The organism is Mesorhizobium sp. M0626 (assembly GCF_040320665.1).
Lineage (GTDB): Bacteria > Pseudomonadota > Alphaproteobacteria > Rhizobiales > Rhizobiaceae > Mesorhizobium.
Genome location: NZ_JAMYQD010000024.1, coordinates 14,079 through 36,720 on the forward strand (window position 1 = coordinate 14,079; position 22,642 = coordinate 36,720).

Sequence of the window (22,642 nt, forward strand, 5' to 3'; positions counted from 1 at the left end):
TCGGGGACTCGACCTCTATGATCATCACCGACTTAATTCAAATTTGTCTGTATATATTGACGATTGCACCACCTTCACCTCGTAAACGGCAATGCGGGCGGATGGAGAGGGTTCTATGATATGACAAGCGATTTTTCCGCCGCCCGAGGGCATTTAGATCGAGCGTATGACTACCTTTGTGGGGATGACCCGATGAGTCAAAGGGGCCGAGAAGCCTTGGATCTGCTGATTGAGGCGGTTGCCGTCGAAGAGTTCAAGCAGCCACGCCAAAGCGCGGAGGTGCTGAGGTTTCCGATCGGGCGCCGCTGCTGAGGTAATCTCCACGGCCGCCATGTAGCCTCAGGTGGCAGGGACTCGCCGCCCCGTGAGGGCCGGGAACGAACGCATTGGCAAAAGGAAAGCCCACTTGCCAGACCCGCGCCCGGCCGGCGTGGTAAGAAGGCCGGCGGGTTCCCAAGCGGAGACATTGACGCCGGACTATGACGTTCTTTGCATCGGCAATGCAGCGCCGGCAACACCGCCGCCGGCGTAGGCAGCTTCGGCGGGCGCGCCGCTTCTTCGGCAGGTGTCGAACGACGCGCTCGGCGAGATCTACGCCCACGACATCCACGCCCAGGGCGTCGCCTTCGACACCGAACCGCTAGTGGGACAACCACCGACGGCATGCTCGATGATCTTCGTAACGCCCGATGGCGAGCGCTTATCTCGGCGCCTGCTTCGAACTCGGCCCGACGATGTCGAACCGGACAAGGCTTCGGGCACCAAGGTCACTTATTTCGAGGGCTATCTGGGGGACCCGCCGCGCGCCAAGCAAGCGATCCGGCAGACCGCGCGGCTGGCGCATGCCGCTGGGCGCGAAGTGTCGATGACGCTGTCGTATTCGTTTTGCGTCGACCCCTACCGCGACGAGTTCGTCGAGCTGATCCGCTCCGGCACGGCAGCAGCAGGTCGTCTGGATCGCCGGGACTATCCGGGTGAGTACGTCGGGGTAGTGTGCTGAGAGTTCTGCAAATTCGCTGAGAGGGGGCGGTCATGGCAGGCTGGTGATTGTTCACGTCACCGATTGCCGCGAAGGAACGCCACCATGACAAGACTGAAGTTAAGACCGCCAGCGCTGCCGTCAAAGCAAGGGCATCGGGTTGGTCGTGTCCGACGATCACGCCGGCCTGGTGGCAGCGATCGGCGAGGTGATCCCCGAAGCCGCCTGGCAACGCTGCTACGTGCACTTCCTCAGGAACGCGCTCGATCATCTGCCGAGGAAGCACGGCGACGACTGCCTGCAGGAATTGCGCTGGCTCTACGACCGGCGCGATCTCGCAGAGGCCAGGGCTGATCTTGCCGCATGGCTTGCCAAATGGTCGGCACGCTATCCGCGCCTGACAGGCTGGGCCGAGGATGCCATCGAACAAACCCTGACCTTCTTCAGGCTGCCGAGACAGCACCACAAGCATCTCAAATCCACCAACATGCTGGAGCGGCTCAACGAGGAAATCCGCCGGCGCACCTATGTCGTGCGCATCTTCCCCAACACCGAAAGCTGCCTGCGCCTGGTCAGGGCGTTGGCCGTCGAGACCAATGAAAACTGGATGGAGGCCAACCGATACATCAACATGGACGACCTGCGCGAGCACAAGAAGCTCGCTCTGCGCCAAGCCGCATGACCAGCATCATGGCCGCCCCTTTTTGCAGAACTTGACGCACACAACCACGCCATGAAGCGGCGAGATTGGCTGACGGGATAGACATCTCAAGAGAGCCGTCTGAAAGACAGACGAACCAGGGCAGGCGCATGGCATCGCTTTCGGATTTCGAGCAGGGGCAGAGCTTTTCCGTCGAAGCCGGCGGTCAGACGCTCACGATGGAACTGAGCGCGGTGCAGCCCATTGCCAACAGCCCGCGCGACGGCGGTGGCTTCACGCTGCTGTTCAGGGGGCCGCGCGACGCGGCGCTGCCGCAGGCTATCTATCGGTTCAACGGCAAAAGCGGCGCCCATGAGATCTTCATCGTGCCGATCGCTGCCGATGAGGCAGGGCGGCTTTACGAGGCGGTATTCAACTGATTTTTTTCGACCGGATCGGCCACGGGGACGCTCCGGCCATCAGGGCGATTTGGCAGCGCGGCGGCTCGACATATGATCGACTATATCGAGATTGCGGACGTATTTGACGGAGCGGCGTGTAGCGCACTGTGCGCGGAAATTCGGGCGGTCGTGGGCCGTCCGGCCGGCCTGCTGGGGCGTGCCGACCAGAAGATGGCATGGCCGGAGATCCGAAAGACCGTGCGCGCCGATGTTTCGCAGGCCACTGAAGAGCGAGTGAGTGCCCTGTTGGCGCAGCAGAAGGCGGCTCTGGAGCGGCATTTCGGGCTGCTGCTCGGCCAGGTCGAGAAACCTCAGTTCCTTCACTATCGGCAAGGCGATTTCTTTGTGCCGCACCAGGATGGCAACACGCCGCTCATTCACGACGAGTCGGGGTTCCGAAAGATCTCGGCGGTGATCTTTCTCAACCGTCAATCGGACAACCCTTCGCCAAAAAGCTATGCAGGCGGCTCGCTGGTCCTGCATGGGCCTTACAGCGGCCCGGGCCTGCGCGTTGCCATGCCCGCGTTGCCGGGCTCTCTCGTCGCCTTTCGTTCGGAAACGACGCATGAAGTCACCCCGGTCACGCGCAACGAACGTTTCACCATCGTCTCCTGGTATCGCGGCACGTGACGACCGGCACGGCCCTTACGGCGAACGGATCATCAGGTCGTAGAGGCCCTTGTCCTCGGCAACGGTGAAGCCGAGGCGTTTGTAGAGCCGCCGCGCTGGATTGTTCTTCTCGACATGGATCGAGACCGACTTGCCGACGGCGGCGGCCTCATCGATGAGATCGGCGAGCAACGCACCGCCAGACCCCTTGCCGCGATGCGCCGGCAGGAAGGCGATATCTATGATGCAATGCTCGCTCGCCGAGCGCTCGATATACAGGCGACCGATATCTTGCCTTGCCTGCTCGATCACCAGCCAGTCGGCGTTGGGATAGTATTTCTGGTAATGCGCGTGCTGCGCTTGAAACTGCATGTCGAGGAACGCCGTTTTCTGCGCATCGCTCCACGGCGTGACGGCAAGTTCTTCGGCGCGGGTCGAGGCGTAGAGCGCCGACAGGAACGGCAGATCGGCGTCCGCCATCGGGCGGAACGTCAGATCAATCCGCGCCGCGCGCACCCAGCAAAATATAACAGGCCCGTTGTCCACAATCGGAAGCTGGATCATGGAGTGGCGCTTACGGACGCGCCGGATAAACGCCTTGCATGGCAATGATGAACGTCATCGCCAGATAGGGAGGCAGGTTGTTGTGAGGCAACGTACTGCCCGCCATGCTCAGTGCCTGGGGGTCCATCTGGACCAGATTTTGCGAAGTGTTGTTCTGATACAGCGTTCCGCCCCCCGACTTCCCCAGAACAACCGCATCGGTAAGAGTTCCCTGGGCGCCACTCTCGGTGGACATCGCGACAAAATGATTATGTTGCGGCATTTCCGTTTGCAGAAGGGTGATGGACGTTTCGCCACCCGTCTCGCCGAGAAACCGCTCCGACAAGCCATTGCCCTGTCCTTGCCCCATGGGCGCGGAGCCAGCCATATTCGGCAACGCGAAGGTCGACTTGCCGTCGCCGCCGTAAACTGTGCCCAGCAGCGAAAACAGCGCCGTATTCTGCGAGATTGGCAGGAGCTGGCCATCGCAGGTCGCCCACCCCGTCGGGGCGAAATCTCCGGCAAAAATTCGAATTTCGGCGACGAACGGATTGGTCATGGCAAGTCTCTAGCTTTGCTGGGGGAAGATGCCAAATAGCGAGATGATGAAACTGACGGCGAGGAACGGCACCATATTGTCGTGAGGCTGGCTGCCGCCGGCCGGCGAAATGGCTCCGGCGGCCATGTTGCCATCAGGTGCGATACCCACATAGGGCGTCAGCAGGCTCGATGTCGCCAGGACACCGCCGGACGGACCCGGATTCTTGGCGATATTCGACGAACCGGTCCAGGTATGGGAATGGTTCGGCATTTGTTGGGTTGAAACAGTGACGGATTCGACCCCGCCCAGTTCTCCGATGATATAGGTCTGGCTGACCAGCGGGCCCTTGCCAGCATGGACGGGGATGCGGGATGCGAGGTTGGGCAGGGCGAATGTTTCCTCCCCGTCGCCGCCATAGGTCGTACCGATCAGATTGAACAAGGTTTCGTTCTCGGAGATCGGCATCAACTGGCCTTGGCAGAACGCCCAGCCATTCGGAGGGAAATTGCCACCGAACATCCTGATCTCGCCGACAAAAGGTTGGCTCATCGAAGCGTCCTCTTAATTTCGCGACGGGAATATGCCTTGGAGGGCAATGATGAAATTCAAGACGAGATAGGGCGATCTGTTCTCATGCGGCTGGCCGCCACCGACGAAAGTGATGTTTTCCTTCGCCATAGCCACCGCGCTGCCAGGCGGCTGATAGATCGGGCTGGCGTTCGCCCCCAACAGCGCGCCGGATGGATTGTTGACGTTGCCGGCAGTGTTCGATGCGTTGACGAAATGGTTGTGTGTCGGCATTTCGCCGAGCGTGAGCGTGTGAAACTCTTCGCCGCCCTGGCCGCCGACAATTGCACCGATAGGGCCGCCCGTATGAACCGGCGCACGTCCCCTCATATCCGGAAGGGCAAAATTTGTCTGGCCGTTGCCGCCGTACCTGGTGCCAAGAAGTGAGAACAATGGCTGGTTCTGGTTAAGCGGCAACAACTGGCCGTTACAAAATGCCCAGCCGCGCGGTGCATAGTTCCAGGAAATGATCTTGACTTCACCTAAATAAGGCTCGCTCATCCCCGTTCCCTCCGTTGGCCGCTTACTGTCTGAATTCTTGTATTATGCCTAAGTAAGACAACAAGTCGATATCAAATTCATAAAATATATTTCCTAGGACGAAATCCAAGGTTGCTGACTACGGTGTCGCGGCAGGCAGCAGTGGCAGCGGCTGGTTGAAGAACGTCCGGGTGTCCGTCAGTGCCGTTGCCCCGCCATTGACGGTTTCGATACCGGCCTCGCTCGCCTGCGGTACGTTGACCGTGCCGTCGGCGCCGCCGAGGCCGTCCGCGAGGAAGCGGATGGCATTGGCGTTGTTGACGTTGGTGATGGTGTTGGCATGAACGTCGGCATTGATGATAGCGCCGGCAAATGTGGCGGTGACCGTGATGCCGCGGCTGTCGGCATTGTCGCGAATGGTGTTGTTGGTGACCGTCGCGTGCACGGTGCCCGGCTGCACGAGCTGCGTGATCGAGACGCTGTCGCCACCGCTTATGCCGTTGACGCCGATGCTCTGGATAATGTTGTTGTCGATCAGCACCTTGGCGACGCCGAGGCTTTCATGCCCAACCCTGATGCCGTTGCCGGTTCGCGATCCCGAGGTTGCTACGCCTTGCGTACCGATGACGTTGTTGGCGATTGTGCCGTCAAGCGTCCGTGCGAGGTCGCCGCTGCTGAACACGTTGATGGCCGTCGAGTCGCTGTTGGTGACGGTGTTGTTCCGGACGGTGAAATTCAGATTGCCGCCCGTGCCGGCGCCGGAATTGCTGCTCTGGGTGAGGTTGATGCCGTTGTTCAGATTGTTGAATAGATTTCCCGTGGTCTCGCCGATGTGAGCGTTGACGGTGCCGTCATTGGCAATGACGAACAGACCGGTTCCAGGGATGACTCCCGGTCCGGGATAGGCGTTGTTGCCGGTGAAGGTTGCGCCGTCGACGGTCAGCGTCATCGTCGGCGCGCCGGCGACACCGGCGCCGTCCGCCTCGAAGATGAAGTCGCTGCCGGCATTGTTCGAGGCGCCGTTGTTCGAGAACGTGCCGCCGCTCACCACCAGGTTCGCCAACGTGCCGCCGGAATTGATGACCTGCACGTTATGGGTGAATGAGTTGGAGACCGTGAGGTTGGTGAACGTGGTGACGTGCGAGGCGTTGCCGGTAAGTTCGTTGAACAGGATTCCGGACTCGGTGTTGGCATCGGCATTGCTGTTCAGGGTCAGACCGTTGAGCACCACGCCGTTGACCCGCAGCCCCTTTATGCCGTTGCCCGCATTGTCGCTGATGATCATGTTGCTCAGGCTGACATCCTGAGTGTCGGTCAGGCTGACGCCATCGCCGGTCGAGTTCTGGATCGTGCCGCCGCTGCCCCCCGTCGCGCCGGTGCCGGTCACCACCAGATTGCCGCTGGTGCCGGTGTTGTTGAGCACGATGCCGTTGGCTGCACCATTGGACGCAATGCTCCTGAACGTCACGTCGCCGGCGCCGATCGTCGTGTTGGCGACATTAAGCGCCGTGCCCGTGCCGGACGCGATGGTGTTGCCGGTGCCCTGCACCGTCACCGTGCCGCCGCCGGTGGCATTGAAACCGGCGCCGCTGGTGGTGGCGATGACCAGCCCGCCATTGGTGAAGTTGATCGTCGCACCGGTATTGTCGCTCAGGCTGACGCCAGCCGCCGTGGTCGAGGTGATCGACTTCGACGCGCCGGAGAAGGTGATGATGCCGGCGACATTGTCGTCCAGCAGGAGGCCGATCTGGCCCGCCGCATTATGCGTGATGTTGCCCGACAGGGTGATGTTGCCGGCGGTCAGGGCGCGATCCTGGATGTTGACCGCCTGGCCGGTGCTGCCGCTGGTGATCGCGCCGGCATAGGTGAAGGCCGCCGTGCCGCCGCTGTTGGCGGTGCCTAGGCCATCGCCGATACGGATCACGGCGCTTGTTCCGCCCACCAGCGCGCCGGTGCCGAGGTCGATCGCTCCCGAACCGGTGACGGTATCGAGGATGACGGCGCTGGTGCCGCCGGCGCCTTTGTTCGTGGAAGCGAAGGTCACGCCGCCCGCCGCGATGGCAACGCTGTCAAGGTTGACCGCGACGCCGCTGCCGGTCGAAATCGTGTTGCCCGAGCCGATAACGGTCACGGTGCCAGTACCGTTGCTCGTGGCGTTGAAGCCGGTGCCGGAGGTGGTGGTGATGGCTAGGCCGCCGCCGGTGAAGTTGACCGCGGTGTTGGTGTTCGCCGTCAGGTCGACGGCATTGTTGGCTCCGGTGGTCAGTATCTTGCTGGCGCCGGAGAAGTTGATCGTGCCGCCGGTGTTGGCGTTGACGAGGATCCCGTTGGCCACGCCGCCGGTGGCGCTGAGAGTGCCCGACAATGTCGTGGTGCCGGCGGTGCGGGTGGAGATGCTGACGACGTTTCCGGCCGTGGTCTTTGTGACCGAGCCGGCATAGCTGACATTGGCCGAGCCGCCGGTGACCAGGAAGGCCGCGCCGGTCGCGCCGCCGAGCGCACCGGAGCCGAGGCTGACAGTGCCGGCGCCGGTGACATTGGTCAGCGACACGTTGTTGGTTCCGCCGGTCGAATTGGTCGAGGTGAAATTGATGCCGGTGGTGGTGGCGATGCCGTTGAGGTTGACCGCCTGCGCGGAAGTGGAGCTCACCGTGCCGGTCGTCACATTGACCGTGCCGCCATTGATGGCGCTGAATCCGGTGGTGCCGTTGGTGACGATGTCGAGGTTTGCGAAGCTGACGGTCGAGGCCGTGGCGCCGTTGTTGATTGCGACTGCGGTGCCGGTCATCGGCGTCGTGGTGCCGAGATCGACCGTACCGGTGAAGCTCACCGTATTGGCCGCCGTCGCGCCGGAAATGCTGATGCCGCTCGCAGCGCCGTTGGCGATCACCGAGCCGGCGAAGGTGAAGCTGCCGCCAGCGCGGGTCGAGATCGTGGCCGCCGCGCCCGACGTGCTGATGATGGAGCTGGCGCCGTCGAAGCTGATCACCGCGTTGCCGCCGGTCACCGAAAGGCCGCTGCCGCCCGATATATCGACATTGGTACCGGCAATCGTGCCGCCAGTGCCCGACGCGCCACCGAAGGCGATGCCGGTTCCGGTCGCCGCCGTGGTGATGTTGACGTTGGTCAGCGTCGTCGTGCCGGTGGTGTTGTCGAGTTTGAAGGCAATGCCGGTGGCGCCGGTGCTGGTGACGTTGGTGATGGTGGTGTTGGACGCGTTCAGCCACACATCGCTGGCGTTGCCGGAGAAAGTAACGTTGTTGATCGTCGTGCTGTTCGACGGCGTGATCTCGATACCCTGCGTGGCGAAATTGCTGATGGTCATGTTGCTGATGACGGTATTCCCAGCACCCGCGCCATTGTCCTTGACGCCACGCGCGGCACCCGCCGGGCTGCCATTCAGGATGAAGCCGTCGATGATGTTGCCGCTGGCGCCGAGCGTGATGACATTGTTGCCGGCGCTCGTCGTCAGCGTCGCGGCGCCATTGGGCGTCTGGTCGATGATCGAGATGCTGTTGCTGGCGAGCTGGATGGTGGAGGGCACCGTCAGCGCCAGATTGATGTTGCCGTTGCCGAAGCCGCGCACCTGCTCGCCGGTGGCGAGAGCCAGCGTGTCGTTGCCATTGCTGCCTGCCGCGGTGATGGTGCCGCCATCGTTGACGAGAACCAGGATGTCCGTCGCCACGGCTGCTGCTTCGGCGGTGGCCAGCGTCGCGAGATTGTTCTGGTCGCGACCGCTGCCGTCACCGGTCGCGGACGCGCCGACGAAATAGACCTTGCCGACTCCGAAGCCCAGGCCGGGAGCCGATTGGAAGTTCACATCCTGGAAATTGTAGGTGCCAGCAACCGGCGCACTGGAGGCATCGATGCCTACATTGGCGCCGATGGTCGAGAGCTGGTCGGTCGCCGATTCGCCGTCGCCATAGGTGAAAGCGAGGTTGGTGGCGCTGTTGAGGAACACGCCGGTGTTGACGCCGGCAATGCTGGAGCTGGCGCCGCCGACAACGGCATCGCCGAGGCGTACCGTCTGGCCGCCAGTGGCGCCACGCAGGTCGACGCCTATCGAGGTGCCGGCGGCGGCGGCATTGGTGACATCGAAGTCATTGGCCGTCACCGCCGCATTGATGGTGGCACCGTTGAGGTCGAAGGCCACGCCCGTGGTGCTGTTCAGGCCGATGTCGAGATCGTTGAAGGACAGCGCCGCGCCAAGCGCGCCGGAAACATCGACACCACGCGTGGTGATGCCTTGCAGGTTGACCGTGCCGAGAATGATGGCGCCGCCGCCCGACGAGGCGATATTGGTCAGCGAGATGCCGGTTGCGGCGGCAGTGGCCGAAACACTGTCGAAATTCATGCCCGCAGCGCCAATCGTAACGCCATTGAGGTTCAACGCGGTGCCGCCGGCCGTCGTGGTGATGCTGTTGTCGCTGAGGAGCGCGCCGACGCTGACCGTGCCACCGCCGCTGGCGTTGAAGCCCGTGCCGGAGGTGGTGGTAATCATCAGGCCACCCGTATCGAAGTTGATCGTCGCGCCGGTGTTGGTCGTCAAGTCGACCGCCGTATTGGCGCCAGTGGTCAGCGTCTTCGTGCCACCGCTGAGAGTGATGGTCCCGCCGGAGTTGCCGTGGACATAAATACCATTGTCGAAACCGCCGGTGGCGCTGAGCGCGCCGGACAGTGTGACCGTGCCGCCGGTGACGCCGGAGATGTCGACGATCTTGCCGGCGGTGGTCTTGGTGACCGTGCCGCCATAGCTGACGGTCGCAGCACCGCCGGTGAGCTGGAATGCGACGCCCGAAGCGCCGCTCAATGCGCCGGATCCGAGGCTGACTGTTCCGGTGACATTGGCCAGGCCAACATTGTTGGTGCCGCCGCCCGACGAGGTCGAGTCGAGCGCAATGCTGGCGGCGACGTTGATGAGGTTGATCGCCTGGCCGCTGGTCGAATTTACCGTCTGGGCTGCAGCGGAAGCGGTGATGCCCATAACGCCACCGGTCCCGACAATGCCGGTGCCGCTGGTGGTATCGATGGTCAGGCCGTTGAGGAAGTTCACCGTGCCGGCGCTTTGCGAGAAGCCGACGCCGCTGCTCGTGTCGATGTTGGCGAGGCCGGCGATGTTGAGGTTGCCGCTGACCCAGTTGATGCCGCCGCCGGTCGTCGCGACGTTGTTCACCGTCACCGTGTTGAAGTTGAAAGTGCCGGGATTGGTGTTGATCGCACTGATGCCGAAGCCTGTGGTGCCGGTGATGGTGGTGGCGCCGCTGACCGTGACGGTGGCGTCAACGCCATTGAGGGCGATGCCGTTGACGCCACCGTAGGCGGTGATGCTGTCGAACTGGATATCGCCGGATACACCGGACAGCGTCAGGCCATAACCGCCGACGCCATTGCTGCTTGTGCCGGCGACGAAGGCGCCGCCGTCGACCTGGTCGATGCCGACGGTCGCTGGAACGGCATCGAAGGTGACACCGCTCACCCCAAAGCCGCCGGTTTCGCCATTGTTGCCCAGAAGCGTGATGTCGGAGAAGGCGCTGACCTTCATCAGCCCGGCGCCGACCGTGCCGTCAACCTTGGCAATGTCGCCGCCGGTTGCCGACAGGATCAGGTTCGACAGTGCGATCTGGCTGGCAGCGGCGCCGTCGGTAAGCGACAGGGCGCCACCGGTGCCGCCGGCGATCGTGGCGCGGCGCAGGATAAGATCGGTGATGTTGGTGCCGGAGATGCCAAGGCCCGCACCGGTGTTCTGCACGATGACATTTTCGATGCCGGCCTTGCCGGAGAAATCGATGGTGTTGCCGTTCGCGGTCGTCAGCGTCGCCAGCACGCTGTCGACATTGGACGCTGCCGTGATGACGGTCGAGGCATTGATGCCGCTGAAGCTGAAATTGCCGCCGAGGCCGCCGCCGACGGCGCCCAGCGGCGCGGTATCGATGGAATCGCCGGCCTTGAGACCGATCAGGATCTGCCCATCGGCAAGGTTGAGCGTGTTGTTGCCGCCGCCATTCTGCTGAGCCTGCATCATGTCGATGAGGTTGCTGGTGCCGTTCTGCGACGTGTCGACAAGGATGACAACCGAGGCGCCCGACGCTTCCGCGCCGGCAATCGAGCCCGGATTGGCGGCGGTGCCGTCGCCGTCGCCGTCCTGGTCGACATAATAGGTGGTCGGTCCCTGGGCCTCGGAGAGGTCGCCGATGAAGCCGCCATTGGCGCCGTCGACATCCTGGAAATTATAGGTGCCGCCGACCGGGAAAACGCCGGTGGAATTGAGGATGTCGATTGCCTTGACCGTCGACAGCTTGTCGACCGCGCTTTCGCCGTCGCCATAGATCAAGTTGATCGCCGTCGTCGGGGTGAACTGGAAGCCGATGCCGGGTCCGGCGCCGCCGATGCTGGAGGATGCGCCGGCCGTGTTCGGATCGCCGAGCTGGATGGTGCCGGTGCCGGTGGTGTTGGACAGGTTGACGGCGGTGGTGCCGGTCGAGGAAGCACTGGTGAGCGTGAAACCGCCAGTCGTGAAGATGCTGTTGACGACTGCATCGGCGAAGGTGATGCCGGTCGAATTGTCGCCGGGCATGGCGATGGTCAGGCTGGCGAAGTTTACCGTCGAGCCGAGCGTGCCGGAAATGTCGACGCCGGTCGAGGTGATGCCTTGCAGGTTCACCGTGCCGAGATTGAGCGTGCCGCCGCTGACATTGTTGAGCGAAACGCCGGTCGCCGCTCCATTGACCGAGATGGAGCTGAAATTGATGCCGCCGGCGCCGACCGTCGCGTTGTCGAGGTTGAGCGCGGTGCCTGTCGTCGTGGTTATCGAGTTGCCCGTGCCGCTGACGCTGACCGTGCCGGCGCCGAAAGTGCTGGCGGTGAAGCCGGCGCCGCTCGAGGTGGTGATGACCAGGCCGCCATTGGTGAAGTTGAGCGTGCCCATGCCCTGGGTCGGGCTGATGCTGGGCAACTTGACGATCGCGTCGTTGGTGCCGCTGCTGGTGTTGAAGATCTTCGACGCACCGGAGAAGGTGGCCGTCCCGTTAGACGATCCGTCAAACCGCACGCCGATGCCCGTGCCGGTATGATCGATCGTGCTTGAAATATTGTAGACGCCGTTGGCGTTGCCGGTGAAGACGAAGGCCGCCGTACCAATGCCAGTTGCTGCCGTAGTCGAAACGACCGAACCGCTCATGTTGAGCTCGCTCCAGTCGGCCACGGCCTGCACGACCATGCCGGTGTCGACCTTGATCGAGCCGTTGTAGTTCAGCGTGGCGTGAATGAGGTCGTTACCGCCGCTGACGGCGATAGCCGCACCGGTGGTGCTTGTCGTCGCGCCGATGCTGGCGACGCCGCCATTGCCGCCAACGTTGATGATTCCTGCCTGCAGGCCGTTCGTGACAATGCCGGCTTCCCCACCGTCGATGGTCAGGGTGGAGCCGGCGACGTTGGCGATGTTTATGGTGCCCACTTGCGGGCCGCCGATATCGAACCCTCGGTAGCTGACGTCGAGATCGGTCGTGCCGGTGAAATTCACCGCACCGGCGCCGAGCAGGGCGTTCAGCGAGGCGCCCATGTAGCCGGTATCTTTCAGGCCGCCAATGTTGACGTCGCCCGCCAGATTGGACCCTGTCAGCAAGACGCCGGCAGCGTCCGATGTCGATACGGCCGAGACGCTGTCGAAGGTGACGCCGGCGACGCCGACGTCGGCGAAGACAATGAACAGACCATTGCCGCCGGAGGCGATCTTGTTGCCGGTGCCGGACACGCTGACGGTGCCGCCGAAGGCGGCGCCGAAGCCTTCTCCGGTCGTTGTCGTTATATCCAGGCCGCCATTGGTGAAGTTGATCGTGCCGTCCGTGTTGTCATACGGGACGATGGCGGAGAGGGGGCCTGTGTAGCCGATCTGTACAGCTGTCGTCGCGCCAGAGCTTATCTTCTTGCTGCTTCCCGAGAAGGTGACGGTCGCCGCCGTGCCGTTGGCGATGCCACCGATGAAGATCTGGCCGCCATCGGCTGCGTTGCCGTCGGTCAGATTGCCCGACACCGTCACCGAGCCGCCGGTCAGTTCCTGGATCGAGACGGCGGCACCGGTGCCGTTGCTGGCGATGGTGCCGGCATAGGAGATGATTGCATTGCCGCCGCTCTGATCGGCCGCCGAGCCGACATTGAAGGCTGTACCCGAACCGGTGTTGGTCAGCGTGCCGGTGCCGAGCGCGACCGTACCGGTCAGATGCTGCAGGTCGACACCGCTGCCGGAATTGAAGCTGGCGCTTGTCGAGGCGAAATTGATGTTGGCCGCAATGCCGTCGAGCGCCACCGCTCCCGCATTGGTGGCATTGATCGTTCCGGTCGTGACGTTGACCGAGCCGCCTCCGGTTGCAGTGAACGCCGTTGCGGCGTCCGTGGTGATGTCGACATCGGCGAAGGTGATTGTGGCGCCGGTGTTGTTGGTCAGCGATACGCCGCTGCCGCCGATCGTCGCCTTGTCCGTGAAGTTGACCAAGCCGCCGGTGCGGTTGGCGATTGCGATGCCGCCACCGGTCAGCGTGCCGGGCGTCGCGCTGTTGGGCAAGGTGCCGCGGGTGACCGTAATGTTGCCGTTGCCGCCGTCGACATCGAGCAGCGTGCCGGCAACGTTGATATTGTTGTTGATAATCGACAGGTTGCCGGTGAGGCCGTCGACGTTGAACGCCGTCTGGCCGGCAGCGACATTGCTGACGGTGACGCCTTCGATAACGATGCCGCCGGAATTGTTGAAGCCACCCACGCTCTGGTCGATGGCGAACACCGAGCCGCTGCCGCCGCTGTAGTCGAAGGCGGTGTTGCGCACCTGATTGCTGCCGAGCAGATGAAGGGTGTCGCCCGTGCTCTTGACCACGCCCTCATCGCCGGTGACATTGCCGCCGGTGGCGCCGAGATTGCCCTGCACATTGACCGGCTGGAACGTACCGGAGGTGAGGATGGAATTGCCGTTGCCGAAACCGGTGATCGACTGTCCCGAATCGAGCGTGAACGGCGTCGCGCTGAGGTCGACGATGCCGACAAAGGCGAAGGTCTGCGTGCCAACCATGGCATCGGCCTGGGCGGCCGTCACGGTGGTGACATCGGCGCTCAGCCCGTTCGTGCCCGCGTGAATAGTGCCGCCTGTCTGCGAGATCATGACGACCCCGCCGACAGTTACCGCCAGTTGGGCATCGCCGGTGAAGACGACATCGTCGAAGTCGTAGTTGCCGAGCGCCGGATCCAGCCCGATCGTATTGACAGTGTAGCCGCCGGTTGCGGCGGTGATGAAGGATTCCAGCCCATCGGCGGAATTGCCGTCGCCGAAGGTGAAGTTGGCGTTGGCCGACGTGGCCGTGGTGCCGCCTGACGACAATTCGACACCGACGCCGACATTGTCGATCTTGGAGCCCTGCAGGAAGGTGATCGTCTTGTTGCCGGTCGTCGACGACAGGTCGATGCCGCGCGAGGTCAGGTCGCCGGTGCCGGTAATGCTGGTCAGCCCGAAATCGGCTGTCGTTGACGAGCCGCTGAAGTCAATGCCCGTCTGGTTCAGCCCTTCGCCGAGCAACACCGTCGTCGTACCGAAACTGACGTCGTTGTTTGTGCCGCTGAAGTTGATGCCCGCGCTGCCATCGGCAGAACCGATGACAACGATGGTGGGGCCAGAGAATGTGACTGACCCGGTATTCCCCCCAATATCGATGCCGTTGAGGCCGGCCTGGCTGATTTCCGCATAGCCGAAGCTGACTGCCCCGGTATTGCCGCTTAGCGCAATGCCATTGCCAAGCACCTGGCTGATGAGCACGTCGCCGCTGAAGCCGACCGTTGCCGTGCTGCCGCTGATCGAGATGCCGTCGCCGGTGGTGCTGCCGATCGTCGTCGGGCCGGTAACGCTGACGCTGCCGCTGACGCCCGAAAGGCTGACGCCGGTTGTGCCGCCGACGTGGCCGATGTTGGAGAGCGTGACACCGAGCCCGATATTCGACGCCGTAAAGGCGGATGTGGTGTTGTTGTTGACGGTACCGCCGTCGATCGAAAGCGAGCCGGTGCCAGTTGACGTGGCCTGGACGCCGCTGCCGCCATTGCTGGTCGCGTTGAGCGTCTGGAAGCTGGTGATGGCATTGCTGTTGATCAGCAAGCCGTCGCCGGCATTATCCGACACCGTCGTCGTGCCGGTGAAATTGTAGGTGCCGTCGCCCTGGATCGACAGCCCAGCGCCGCCATTACCGGTCGAGCTCAGATTGCTGCCGGAAACGTCGTTGGCGCCATCGAACAGCACGCCATTGAGGGCGGTCCCCGACACGGTCATGCCGGTCAGCACGACGCCGGTAATGCCGCTGCCATGGATGCCGTTGGCGGTACCGCCGGAGATGTTGAAGTCCTGGAGCGAGGTATTGTTGGCCAGCGTGACGACGTCGCCGCTGCCCGAAGCGGTCAGCGTTGCGGCACCGGCCGCATCCGAGATGGTGCTGCCGTGATCGACGTTGTCGCCGGTCACATTGATCGGCAGGCCACCGAGCGAGAAGGTGCGGCCGTTGCCGAAAGAGGCCAGGGTCTGCCCCGCTTCGAGCGTAAAGCCGTCGGTGTCGTCGATGACACCGCGATTGACCAGCACGAAAATCGCGGTGCCGTCGGTATTGTTGTCGGCGTCGGTGATCGAAGCCAGGTCCGAAAGCGAGGTACCGTCGCCTGTGCCGCCTGCGGCGACAAAGATCAGCTGCGTCTGGTCGAACAGTTGCGGCCCGTTGAACGTCGCCGTGCCGAATGCGTATTGGCCCGAACCGGAATTGAGGCCGCGTGCGTCGAGCGAGGCGAGGTTGCCGCCGATCGAGCCGCCACCGAAGGTGAATTGGGCGTTGGCGGTGTCGGCCGGCGAGCCGGCAATGCCGAGCCGCACGCCGGTGCCGACATTGGCGATGATGCCGCCATTGGTAATGATGATCGTGCCGCCGTTGGTCTGGACAAGGTCGATGCCGATGGACGTCGTGCCGCCGGTGCCGTTTATGTTCAGCGCCTGCGCCGTGAAATTGGTCTGGCTGTTCGAGAAGTCGAGGCCGATGCCGGAGCCGAGCCCGGAGATGATGATGTTGCCGGCGATGACGGACGCATTGAGGCCGGTAAACACCATGCCGTCGGTGCCGGGATCGGTGATGTCGATGTCGCCGAAGCGGATCGCGGCCGGCGAATCCGTGATCGCGATGCCCGGTCCGGTCGTGTTCGAGATCGTCGTCGCGCCGTTGACGGTGAAGCTGCCCGAAAGATTCTCGAGCACGACGCCCGATGCGCCGCCGGTCTGGGTGATCGAATCCAGCACGATATGGGCGGTGATCGGATCGATGAAGACACCGACGCCGTCGTCGCCGAGCGCCTTGTTGGCCGACACCTGGCCGCCGCTGATGGTGATCGAGCCGGCGACCCCGGTGCCCTTCACGGTAATGCCGGCATCGTTGTTGTCGAGCGCGTTGAGGGTGGCGAAAGTGTAGGTGCCGTGGCCGGTTATATCCAGGCCGTCGTCGCCATTGCCCTGCAGCAGCGTCGTGCCGGTGAAGTTATAGGTGCCGTCGCCTTCGATATGCAGTCCGTCGAGGCCGTTGCCGGTCGCGGTGAAGTTCGAGCCATTGACGCCGGTCGAGGTGCCGGTGAAGTCGGAGCCGTGGCCGCCGGTGCCGGTGACCGTGACGTTGGTCAGCGTGGCGCCGGCGATGTTGTTGCCGAAGATGCCGTCCTTGCCGCCGGTGATGGTGATACCGCTCAGCGTGTTGCCATTGGCGAGCGTCAGGACGTTGTTGGCGGGGTTGGTGCCCTGGATGGTGCCGTTGGAGCCGCCGAAATTGTAGGTGCCGATGCTGCCGTCGGCGAGCCGCGCCTGGACACCGCCGCCACCGCCGATAACGGTCTGTCCGTTGGCGAGCGTCACGCCGGCTGTCGTAATGTTGCCCTTGCCGCCCAGCGCGACGACGACGCCGTTAGCGCCGGCGCCGGCGACTGCATTGTCGAGCGTGGTCGGGTCGCCGATCGTGCCGAGGCCGAGGGCGTCGTTGTCACCATCGGCAAAGAAGAACTGGCCGAATGCCGTGTTGGTGGCGGCATTGATCGCCACCCGCGTCGACGTGCCGGTAACTTTGTCCTGGCTCTCGATGCGAACGCCGATGTCGCCACGCACGCGCTCGTTGACGCGTTTGCGCAGGCCGGGGCTGACCGGATAGACCGGCTCGGCGCCGTCATCGGCCGAAGACGAGCCCTTGTCGAAAGCGTTGAGCGGCACCGTCAGCCGGATGCTGCCGGCGAACTGGGTGTCATCGCGGTTGTCGTTGCGCACCTCGCCGGTGAAGGTCAGCGACGTGCCTTTGCCGATGACGTCGCCGATCGAATATTCCAGGCCGGCCTTGGCGCCGGTGATGCTGCCGTCGTCGCCGTCGGGATCGCCGAAATGGTAGGCGCCGACATCGAAACGCAGTGAATGGTTCTCGGGCAGGTTGAGCGGCACCTGAACGCCGACCTCGCCCTCTATGCCCCAGGCCGCGTAATCGCGGTGGGCGATGGCCGATATCTGCTCGATCAGCTGATGACCGACCAGCGACAGGCTCGACTCTTGCCCGGCCGTGCTGCGGTCGCCGCTGATCGGCAGATAGACGTTTACGTGCGCATCGTATTTTGAGGTGATGGCCTCGAGGCCGAGCGTCGAGGCGACGAACTGGTGACTGTCGTGGTTCTGGATGTTGAGATAGGCGTAGCCGCCGATCATCAGATCCGGATTCACGATGCGGCGAACGCCGAGGCCGACGTCCTGGCCGAAGCCGTCGTCGAAATCGTATTTCGAGCGCACATCGAGAAAGAGAACGGATTCGAGGTTCTGCTTCAGCGGCAGGAAACCCTCGATCGCCGTGTTGCCGCCATTGTTGTTGGCGCCGATGATGGCGCGGACCTGCGGCTGCCACAGTCCGGTGTCGCCGGCATGGGCGGCTATGCCGGTAAGGGCAAGTGCCAGAGTGGACAGCGCAGTCGTCTTCCAGAGATGCCTGGAAAAACCTGACCGGCGATACTTGCTATTCGCCCGGAAGCTTCTTCCGTGCGTCGCCATGTCATTGATCTGCCGAGTTTTCTCGGTCGTCTCCATCCCTTGCGAACCCCGACGAGTACACGCTCCGTCGCTAATACTATCCGAATCCCAGTGTATAGCGAGCATGATTGTTTGCTTTACACGTACAAGATTTCAAAGTTGTTTATTGTGGTAATCCAGCAACAGTAATTTAGCCGGCGCTCATGTACCGTATTGGCTTCCCCGCCAGGCTCGGCTGTTGTATCAACGCGCTGGGCGAAACCCTGACACGACGAGGATCGGGTGGCTTCATTGCTGAGAACCGTTTGTGGGCGGGCCGCCTGGGTCGGCGCGCTATGGCTGGTCGTGTCGGCAGGGTCGGCGCTTGCCGAAGAGCCGAAGTCAACCAAATCTGCCGAGACAAAGCCTGCAGAAGGCAATCCATGGTCGCTAAACTGCGCTAGCGGATCGGCCGGCACCGAGCTTCAATGCCAGGTCTCCCAAAACCTTACCGAGGCCAAGACGGGGCAGCGCGTTCTTACCGTTACGGTTCGCCGCGACAACGGCAATGGCAACCTCGCGATGCTGCTGGCCTTGCCGCACGGGCTGTTCCTGCCTTCCGGCGCCTCGTACCAGATCGACCAGGGGCAGAAGACGACCATCGCCATCCAGACCAGTGACCAGAACGGCGCCTATGCGGCGACCCCTTTGTCGGCGGACCTCCTCAAGGCGATGAAATCGGGAACCAACCTGAACATCGGCATCGAGTCGGTGACGCGCAAGCCGGTGACCATTCCGGTCTCGCTTGCCGGATTCACTGCCGCGATCGACAAGCTTCAAGCGTTGAAATAGCCGGCCTATCTCGGCAGATGCGTAAGCATCAGCTTACGTTATAGTCTAGCCGGGCTCACACGTGCTTGCGGCCGCCTGTCTCGCGGAACCAGCTGTCGGGGTAGGGGTACCACCAGTCCTTGATCGCCGGTCTGTGGTCGATGATGACCATCTTGGAGCGTCGGAAGGCGTCGAGTCCCTGGCGTCCCAGCTCGCGGCCAAGGCCTGATGCCTTCCAGCCGCCGAAGGGCAGGGCGTCATTGTCGATCAGCGGGTTGTTGACCCAGACCATGCCGGCCTCGAGCCGCTCGGCCGCTTCATGCGCCTCGGCGAGGTCGGTGGTGAAGACCGAGGCGCCGAGCCCGAACGGGCTGTCATTGGCAAGCCGGATCGCTTCGTCGAAATCCTTTACGCGGCAGATCGCTGCGACCGGCCCGAAAAACTCTTCGCGCACGATCGCCATATCGGGTGTAACCCCGGTCAGGATCGTTGGCTCGTAGAACCAGCCATTGTTGTGCGCCGGCGGAATGCGCCCGCCGGCAACGGCTATAGCGCCGTTGCTGATAGCATCATCGACCAGCCGCATCACTTTCGCCCGGGCGGCTTCGCTGACCAGCGGGCCGATCTCGGTCTTGTCCATGCCATTGCCGATGCGCAGCGCCCGCGTCTTCTCGGCGAACAGCTCGACGAAGCGATCGTGAACCGAGTCGACGACAAAGAAGCGTTCGGCCGAGGTGCAGACCTGGCCGGTCAGGTGGAAGGCGGCGGTGACGCTGCCGGCTGCCGCCACGTCGAGCGGCGCGTGCTCGCTGATGATCAGCGGATCGCTGCCGCCGGCTTCGATGACGCAAGGCTTCATGCGCTCGGCGCAGGCGACTGCCACGGCTTTGCCGGCGGCGACCGAGCCGGTGAAGGCGACAGCGTGGGTGCGCTCGGAGGCGATCAGCGCCTGCGCGGTGGCGGCCGTGCCAGGCAGGCAGGCGACCAGCCCTTCCGGCAGTGAACGGAACACCGTCATGTAGTCCAGCGTCGACAGCGTCGTCGCTTCGGCCGGCTTGATGACGCAGCCATTGCCGGCGGCAAGCGAGGCCGCAACGGTCCAGCACATCAGCAGGATCGGGAAGTTGTAAGGCATGATGTGCACGGAGACGCCATACGGCTCGTAGCGCGCATACTGGAACGACCCGGCCTGCGTCGTACCGGCGATCTTGCCGGCGTCGTCGCGCGCCATCTCGGCATAGTAGCGGAAGATCGGCGCGCAATTGGCGATCTCGCCGATTGCTTCGGGATAAGGCTTGCCCATCTCGCGCACCATCAGCTCTGCGCAGCGGGTGAAGTCCGCCGCCTCGATGGCGTTGGCGACCGCATGCAGATGCTTTGCCCGGCTCTTGGCATCGAGCTTCTTCCAGGCGGCTTGTGCCGTGGTTGCGGCACACAGCACCGCATCGACCTCACCGTCCGTTGCGGCGGAGATCGAGCCGACGGTCTCCAGCGTCGCCGGATCGATCACCGGTTTTGCCGTGCCGGTCATCGGCCGGTAGTCCGGATTGACGAAGAAAGCCGGCCGTTCAGCGGAGAATTGCATGGTCGTCCTTTCAGGTCCGCTCAGCGGATCATGTAGACCTTCTTGATGGTCTCATGGACGGTGCAGACGCCTTTCCAATTCTGAGGAAAGAACGCCGCCGTGTCCGGCTCGATCTGGATGACCTCGCCCGATTCGTGCACATAGGTGCAGCGGCCCTCGAGGAAGTGGCAGAACTCGTCGCGGGTGACATGGCAGTGCCATTTGCCGGGGGTGCAGACCCACAGGCCGCATTCCGAACGGCCCTCCGGCCCCTTGTAGAGCAGCTTGCCCGAGGTGTGGGACACGCCCTCGATCATGGTCGGGATGACGCCCCAGTCGACGAGGTCGGTGATGGCAAGCGGGGATTGCATGATGGGCGTGGTCATGGCGATTTCCTCTAAAAAAGTGCTCAGCGGCACATGAAGGCCTTGGTCAGTGTTTGCGTGATGGTGGAGGTGCCGGCCCAGCCGGCGGGGAAGAACACCAGCATGCCGGCCTCGACCGGGATCTCTTCGCCATTCTCGCGGACATAGGTCCCGCGGCCCGACAGGAAATGGCAGAACTCGTCGGCGGCAAAGGTAACCTTGCGGCTGCCTGGCGTGCACGACCACAGGCCGCATTCGCTTGAGCCGTCCGGGTTCTGCGAGAGGATCCTGCCCGAGGCGCGCGGCGAGCCGGCAAGCGTGTTGCTGCCCCCGCCCCAGTCCTCCAGTTTCACGGTCGAGGCCTTTGGCCAGTGCGGTGTCGGCATATTGGGAAGCTCCGTTGCTGTTCAAGCCAGCATGTAGACGTTGCGCATGGTCTCATGCACGGTGCATTCGCCTGTCCAGCCGGCAGGGAACATGACCACGGTCCCGGCTGCGACTTCTACCACCTCCCCGGCATCCGACCGGTACGTCGCGCGGCCGGCGACGAAATGGCACAATTCGTCGCGCGGAATCGAGAGCCGCCAGCGGCCGGGCGTGCAGACCCAGATGCCGGATTCCGGCTGGTTGTTGGGTCCTTTGTGGACAAGCCTGCCGGTCGAGTGCGACGCGCCGTCGAGCGCGTCGGACTGGGCGCCCCAGTCGACGAGGTCGGTGCGGGTGGAGGCTTGGTAAAGGTGCGGGGCGGAGGAGGTCACAGCAACTTCTCCAGCAACCCTGCGGCCTTTTCCGGTCCGTTCTGTGCCCGCATCTGCGACGAGGTCTTCGCCAGCTTGGCCTTCATCTTGGGGTCGGTCAGGCAAGCCTCGATCCTGCTGACCAACTGGGCGTCGCTCCAGTCGTAGCGCGGCATGCCGAAGCCGTGGCCGGTTTCCTGGACGCGGGTGGCGTTGTCGTGGCCGTCCCAGACATAGGGCATGATGATGGCCGGCTTGCCGAAATAGAGGCACTCCGTGAACGAGTTGTTGCCGCCATGGTGGATGACGGCATCGACCTGCGGGATGACTGAAGGCTGCGGAAACCAGCTCTCGACGATGACGTTGTCCGGCACATCCGTGTACAGGTCCTTGTAGCCGCCGACATTGACCAGCGCGCGGTAACGGGTCTTGCCCAGTGTTGTGATGATGCGCTTCAACAAATCGACATCGCCAGCGCCGAGGCTGCCGAAGGAGACATAGAGCAGCGGCCCGTCATTGTTCTCGGCGAAGGTCGGCACGGCGTATGGCTTTTCCTGCCGCACGCAGCCTTCGAGATACTGGAATTTCGTCGTATCAAGCGGATGGCGGCGTTTGAACTTTGCCGCTTCGGGATAGAGCAGCAGATTGAGATAGGGCGAGGCCTCGAAGAACTGACCGACCGGGTATGGCGCTTCATTGTTTGCGGTGAGGAAGGCGTTGAAGTCGTCGTGGATGGGCTTGATCACCGCATTGAAATGATCGCGATAGCGCTGGTGGCCGACATGGTCGTTCTCGCCGCAACCGGAGAGATGCGGCGGGATGTCCTCATCCTCGATCTCGTTTTCCGAGCAGGAGATGACGCGCACCCAAGGCTTGCCGAACTGTTTGATGGCCGGAAACAGGATCACATTGTCGACGCAAATGACATCAGGCTTGATGGCGGCCAGGACTCGCGGCAAATCCTTCTGCGCCCATTTGGCGCTGTCGACGATCGCGGTCCAGCAATCCTTCACGTAATTGTCGACCTGATCGTAGGGCGATTTGCGGAAGTTCGGGATGTGGCCGTTGATGAAGTCTTCCCAGAATTTCGCCATCTGCTCGGGCGGCATCGGCTCCGACAGGTTCACCGGATGCGCTTCGAAGCCGTAACCCTTGTAGACATCGACAAAGCCGGGGTCGGACAGGAACACTGCCTTATGGCCGCGCGCCTCGACCGCTTGCGCGATGCCGACCGAATTGAGCGCCGGGCCGTAGGCCGCTTCGGGAAAAAACGCGATCGTCTTCTGCGCCATCAAGCT

14 protein-coding genes and 2 pseudogenes are annotated in these 22,642 nt (G+C 63.1%); 6 read left to right on the top strand and 10 right to left on the bottom strand.

The annotated features are described in order from the left end of the window. Positions 1-120 precede the first annotated feature (120 nt). From NKI37_RS26945 to NKI37_RS26965, 5 genes and pseudogenes are all read left to right on the top strand, one after another. On the top strand, positions 121-312 hold the full coding sequence (locus tag NKI37_RS26945; protein WP_023679698.1) for a hypothetical protein: 192 nt from the start codon (positions 121-123) through the stop codon (positions 310-312). Between the two features lie 192 nt (positions 313-504). Next, positions 505-937: pseudogene (locus NKI37_RS26950) on the top strand (carbohydrate kinase family protein); the annotation flags it as partial. A gap of 181 nt (positions 938-1,118) precedes the next feature. Then, positions 1,119-1,661: pseudogene (locus NKI37_RS26955) on the top strand (transposase); the annotation flags it as partial. Positions 1,662-1,789: 128 nt separating this feature from the next. Next, the gene (locus tag NKI37_RS26960; RefSeq protein ID WP_023672960.1) at positions 1,790-2,059 is read left to right on the top strand and encodes a DUF6916 family protein; all 270 of its coding nucleotides are present in this window, start codon (positions 1,790-1,792) and stop codon (positions 2,057-2,059) included. Between the two features lie 72 nt (positions 2,060-2,131). Continuing rightward, a complete protein-coding gene (locus tag NKI37_RS26965) occupies positions 2,132-2,710 on the top strand; it encodes a 2OG-Fe(II) oxygenase (protein WP_352791144.1) in 579 nt (192 codons plus the stop codon). Positions 2,711-2,725: 15 nt separating this feature from the next. Here the strand turns inward: NKI37_RS26965 and NKI37_RS26970 are convergent, their stop codons facing one another. From NKI37_RS26970 to NKI37_RS26990, 5 genes are all read right to left on the bottom strand, one after another. Continuing rightward, positions 2,726-3,253, bottom strand: coding sequence for a GNAT family N-acetyltransferase (locus tag NKI37_RS26970; protein WP_023835059.1), 528 nt, complete (start codon positions 3,251-3,253; stop codon positions 2,726-2,728). A gap of 10 nt (positions 3,254-3,263) precedes the next feature. Beyond that, complete coding sequence (locus NKI37_RS26975; protein ID WP_023685706.1) at positions 3,264-3,791, bottom strand: phage tail protein; 528 nt, start codon at positions 3,789-3,791, stop codon at positions 3,264-3,266. 9 nt (positions 3,792-3,800) lie between these two features. Continuing rightward, a complete protein-coding gene (locus tag NKI37_RS26980) occupies positions 3,801-4,322 on the bottom strand; it encodes a phage tail protein (protein ID WP_023672956.1) in 522 nt (173 codons plus the stop codon). Positions 4,323-4,334: 12 nt separating this feature from the next. Further along, positions 4,335-4,841 (bottom strand): phage tail protein, encoded by a 507-nt coding sequence (locus NKI37_RS26985; protein WP_023672955.1) that lies wholly within the window; start codon positions 4,839-4,841, stop codon positions 4,335-4,337. A gap of 118 nt (positions 4,842-4,959) precedes the next feature. Continuing rightward, positions 4,960-17,889 carry an inverse autotransporter beta domain-containing protein gene (locus NKI37_RS26990; RefSeq protein WP_352791142.1) on the bottom strand — a complete coding sequence of 4,310 codons (12,930 nt, stop codon included), beginning with the start codon at positions 17,887-17,889 and terminating at the stop codon, positions 4,960-4,962. A 270-nt stretch (positions 17,890-18,159) separates the two neighbouring features. On the opposite strand from NKI37_RS26990, the gene NKI37_RS26995 reads away from it, so the two are divergent. After that, entirely contained in the window at positions 18,160-18,699 is a 540-nt protein-coding gene (locus tag NKI37_RS26995) for an invasion associated locus B family protein (protein ID WP_502896401.1), read from the top strand. Between the two features lie 55 nt (positions 18,700-18,754). Here NKI37_RS26995 and NKI37_RS27000 read toward each other — a convergent pair whose 3' ends face one another. Genes NKI37_RS27000 through NKI37_RS27020 form a run of 5 tightly spaced genes read right to left on the bottom strand, consistent with a single transcriptional unit; the run spans position 18,755 to position 22,636 of the window. Beyond that, positions 18,755-20,263, bottom strand: a complete 1,509-nt coding sequence (locus tag NKI37_RS27000; protein ID WP_352791140.1) for an aldehyde dehydrogenase family protein — start codon at positions 20,261-20,263, stop codon at positions 18,755-18,757. A 20-nt stretch (positions 20,264-20,283) separates the two neighbouring features. Beyond that, complete coding sequence (locus NKI37_RS27005; protein ID WP_023672951.1) at positions 20,284-20,628, bottom strand: cupin domain-containing protein; 345 nt, start codon at positions 20,626-20,628, stop codon at positions 20,284-20,286. 23 nt (positions 20,629-20,651) lie between these two features. After that, positions 20,652-20,993, bottom strand: a complete 342-nt coding sequence (locus NKI37_RS27010) for a cupin domain-containing protein (RefSeq protein WP_023672950.1) — start codon at positions 20,991-20,993, stop codon at positions 20,652-20,654. Positions 20,994-21,014: 21 nt separating this feature from the next. Further along, positions 21,015-21,365 carry a cupin domain-containing protein gene (locus NKI37_RS27015; protein ID WP_023672949.1) on the bottom strand — a complete coding sequence of 117 codons (351 nt, stop codon included), beginning with the start codon at positions 21,363-21,365 and terminating at the stop codon, positions 21,015-21,017. Next, a complete protein-coding gene (locus NKI37_RS27020; RefSeq protein WP_023672948.1) occupies positions 21,362-22,636 on the bottom strand; it encodes a glycosyltransferase in 1,275 nt (424 codons plus the stop codon). The genes NKI37_RS27015 and NKI37_RS27020 overlap by 4 nt, the downstream gene beginning before the upstream one ends. Between the last annotated feature and the right edge of the window lie 6 nt (positions 22,637-22,642).

Coding starts and splice junctions, on each gene's coding strand:
- NKI37_RS26945 (WP_023679698.1), top strand. CDS start 121: ATGACAAGCGATTTTTCCGCCGCCCGAGGGCATTTAGATCGAGCGTAT.
- NKI37_RS26960 (WP_023672960.1), top strand. CDS start 1,790: ATGGCATCGCTTTCGGATTTCGAGCAGGGGCAGAGCTTTTCCGTCGAA.
- NKI37_RS26965 (WP_352791144.1), top strand. CDS start 2,132: ATGATCGACTATATCGAGATTGCGGACGTATTTGACGGAGCGGCGTGT.
- NKI37_RS26970 (WP_023835059.1), bottom strand. CDS start 3,253: ATGATCCAGCTTCCGATTGTGGACAACGGGCCTGTTATATTTTGCTGG.
- NKI37_RS26975 (WP_023685706.1), bottom strand. CDS start 3,791: ATGACCAATCCGTTCGTCGCCGAAATTCGAATTTTTGCCGGAGATTTC.
- NKI37_RS26980 (WP_023672956.1), bottom strand. CDS start 4,322: ATGAGCCAACCTTTTGTCGGCGAGATCAGGATGTTCGGTGGCAATTTC.
- NKI37_RS26985 (WP_023672955.1), bottom strand. CDS start 4,841: ATGAGCGAGCCTTATTTAGGTGAAGTCAAGATCATTTCCTGGAACTAT.
- NKI37_RS26990 (WP_352791142.1), bottom strand. CDS start 17,889: ATGGCGACGCACGGAAGAAGCTTCCGGGCGAATAGCAAGTATCGCCGG.
- NKI37_RS27000 (WP_352791140.1), bottom strand. CDS start 20,263: ATGCAATTCTCCGCTGAACGGCCGGCTTTCTTCGTCAATCCGGACTAC.
- NKI37_RS27005 (WP_023672951.1), bottom strand. CDS start 20,628: ATGACCACGCCCATCATGCAATCCCCGCTTGCCATCACCGACCTCGTC.
- NKI37_RS27010 (WP_023672950.1), bottom strand. CDS start 20,993: ATGCCGACACCGCACTGGCCAAAGGCCTCGACCGTGAAACTGGAGGAC.
- NKI37_RS27020 (WP_023672948.1), bottom strand. CDS start 22,636: ATGGCGCAGAAGACGATCGCGTTTTTTCCCGAAGCGGCCTACGGCCCG.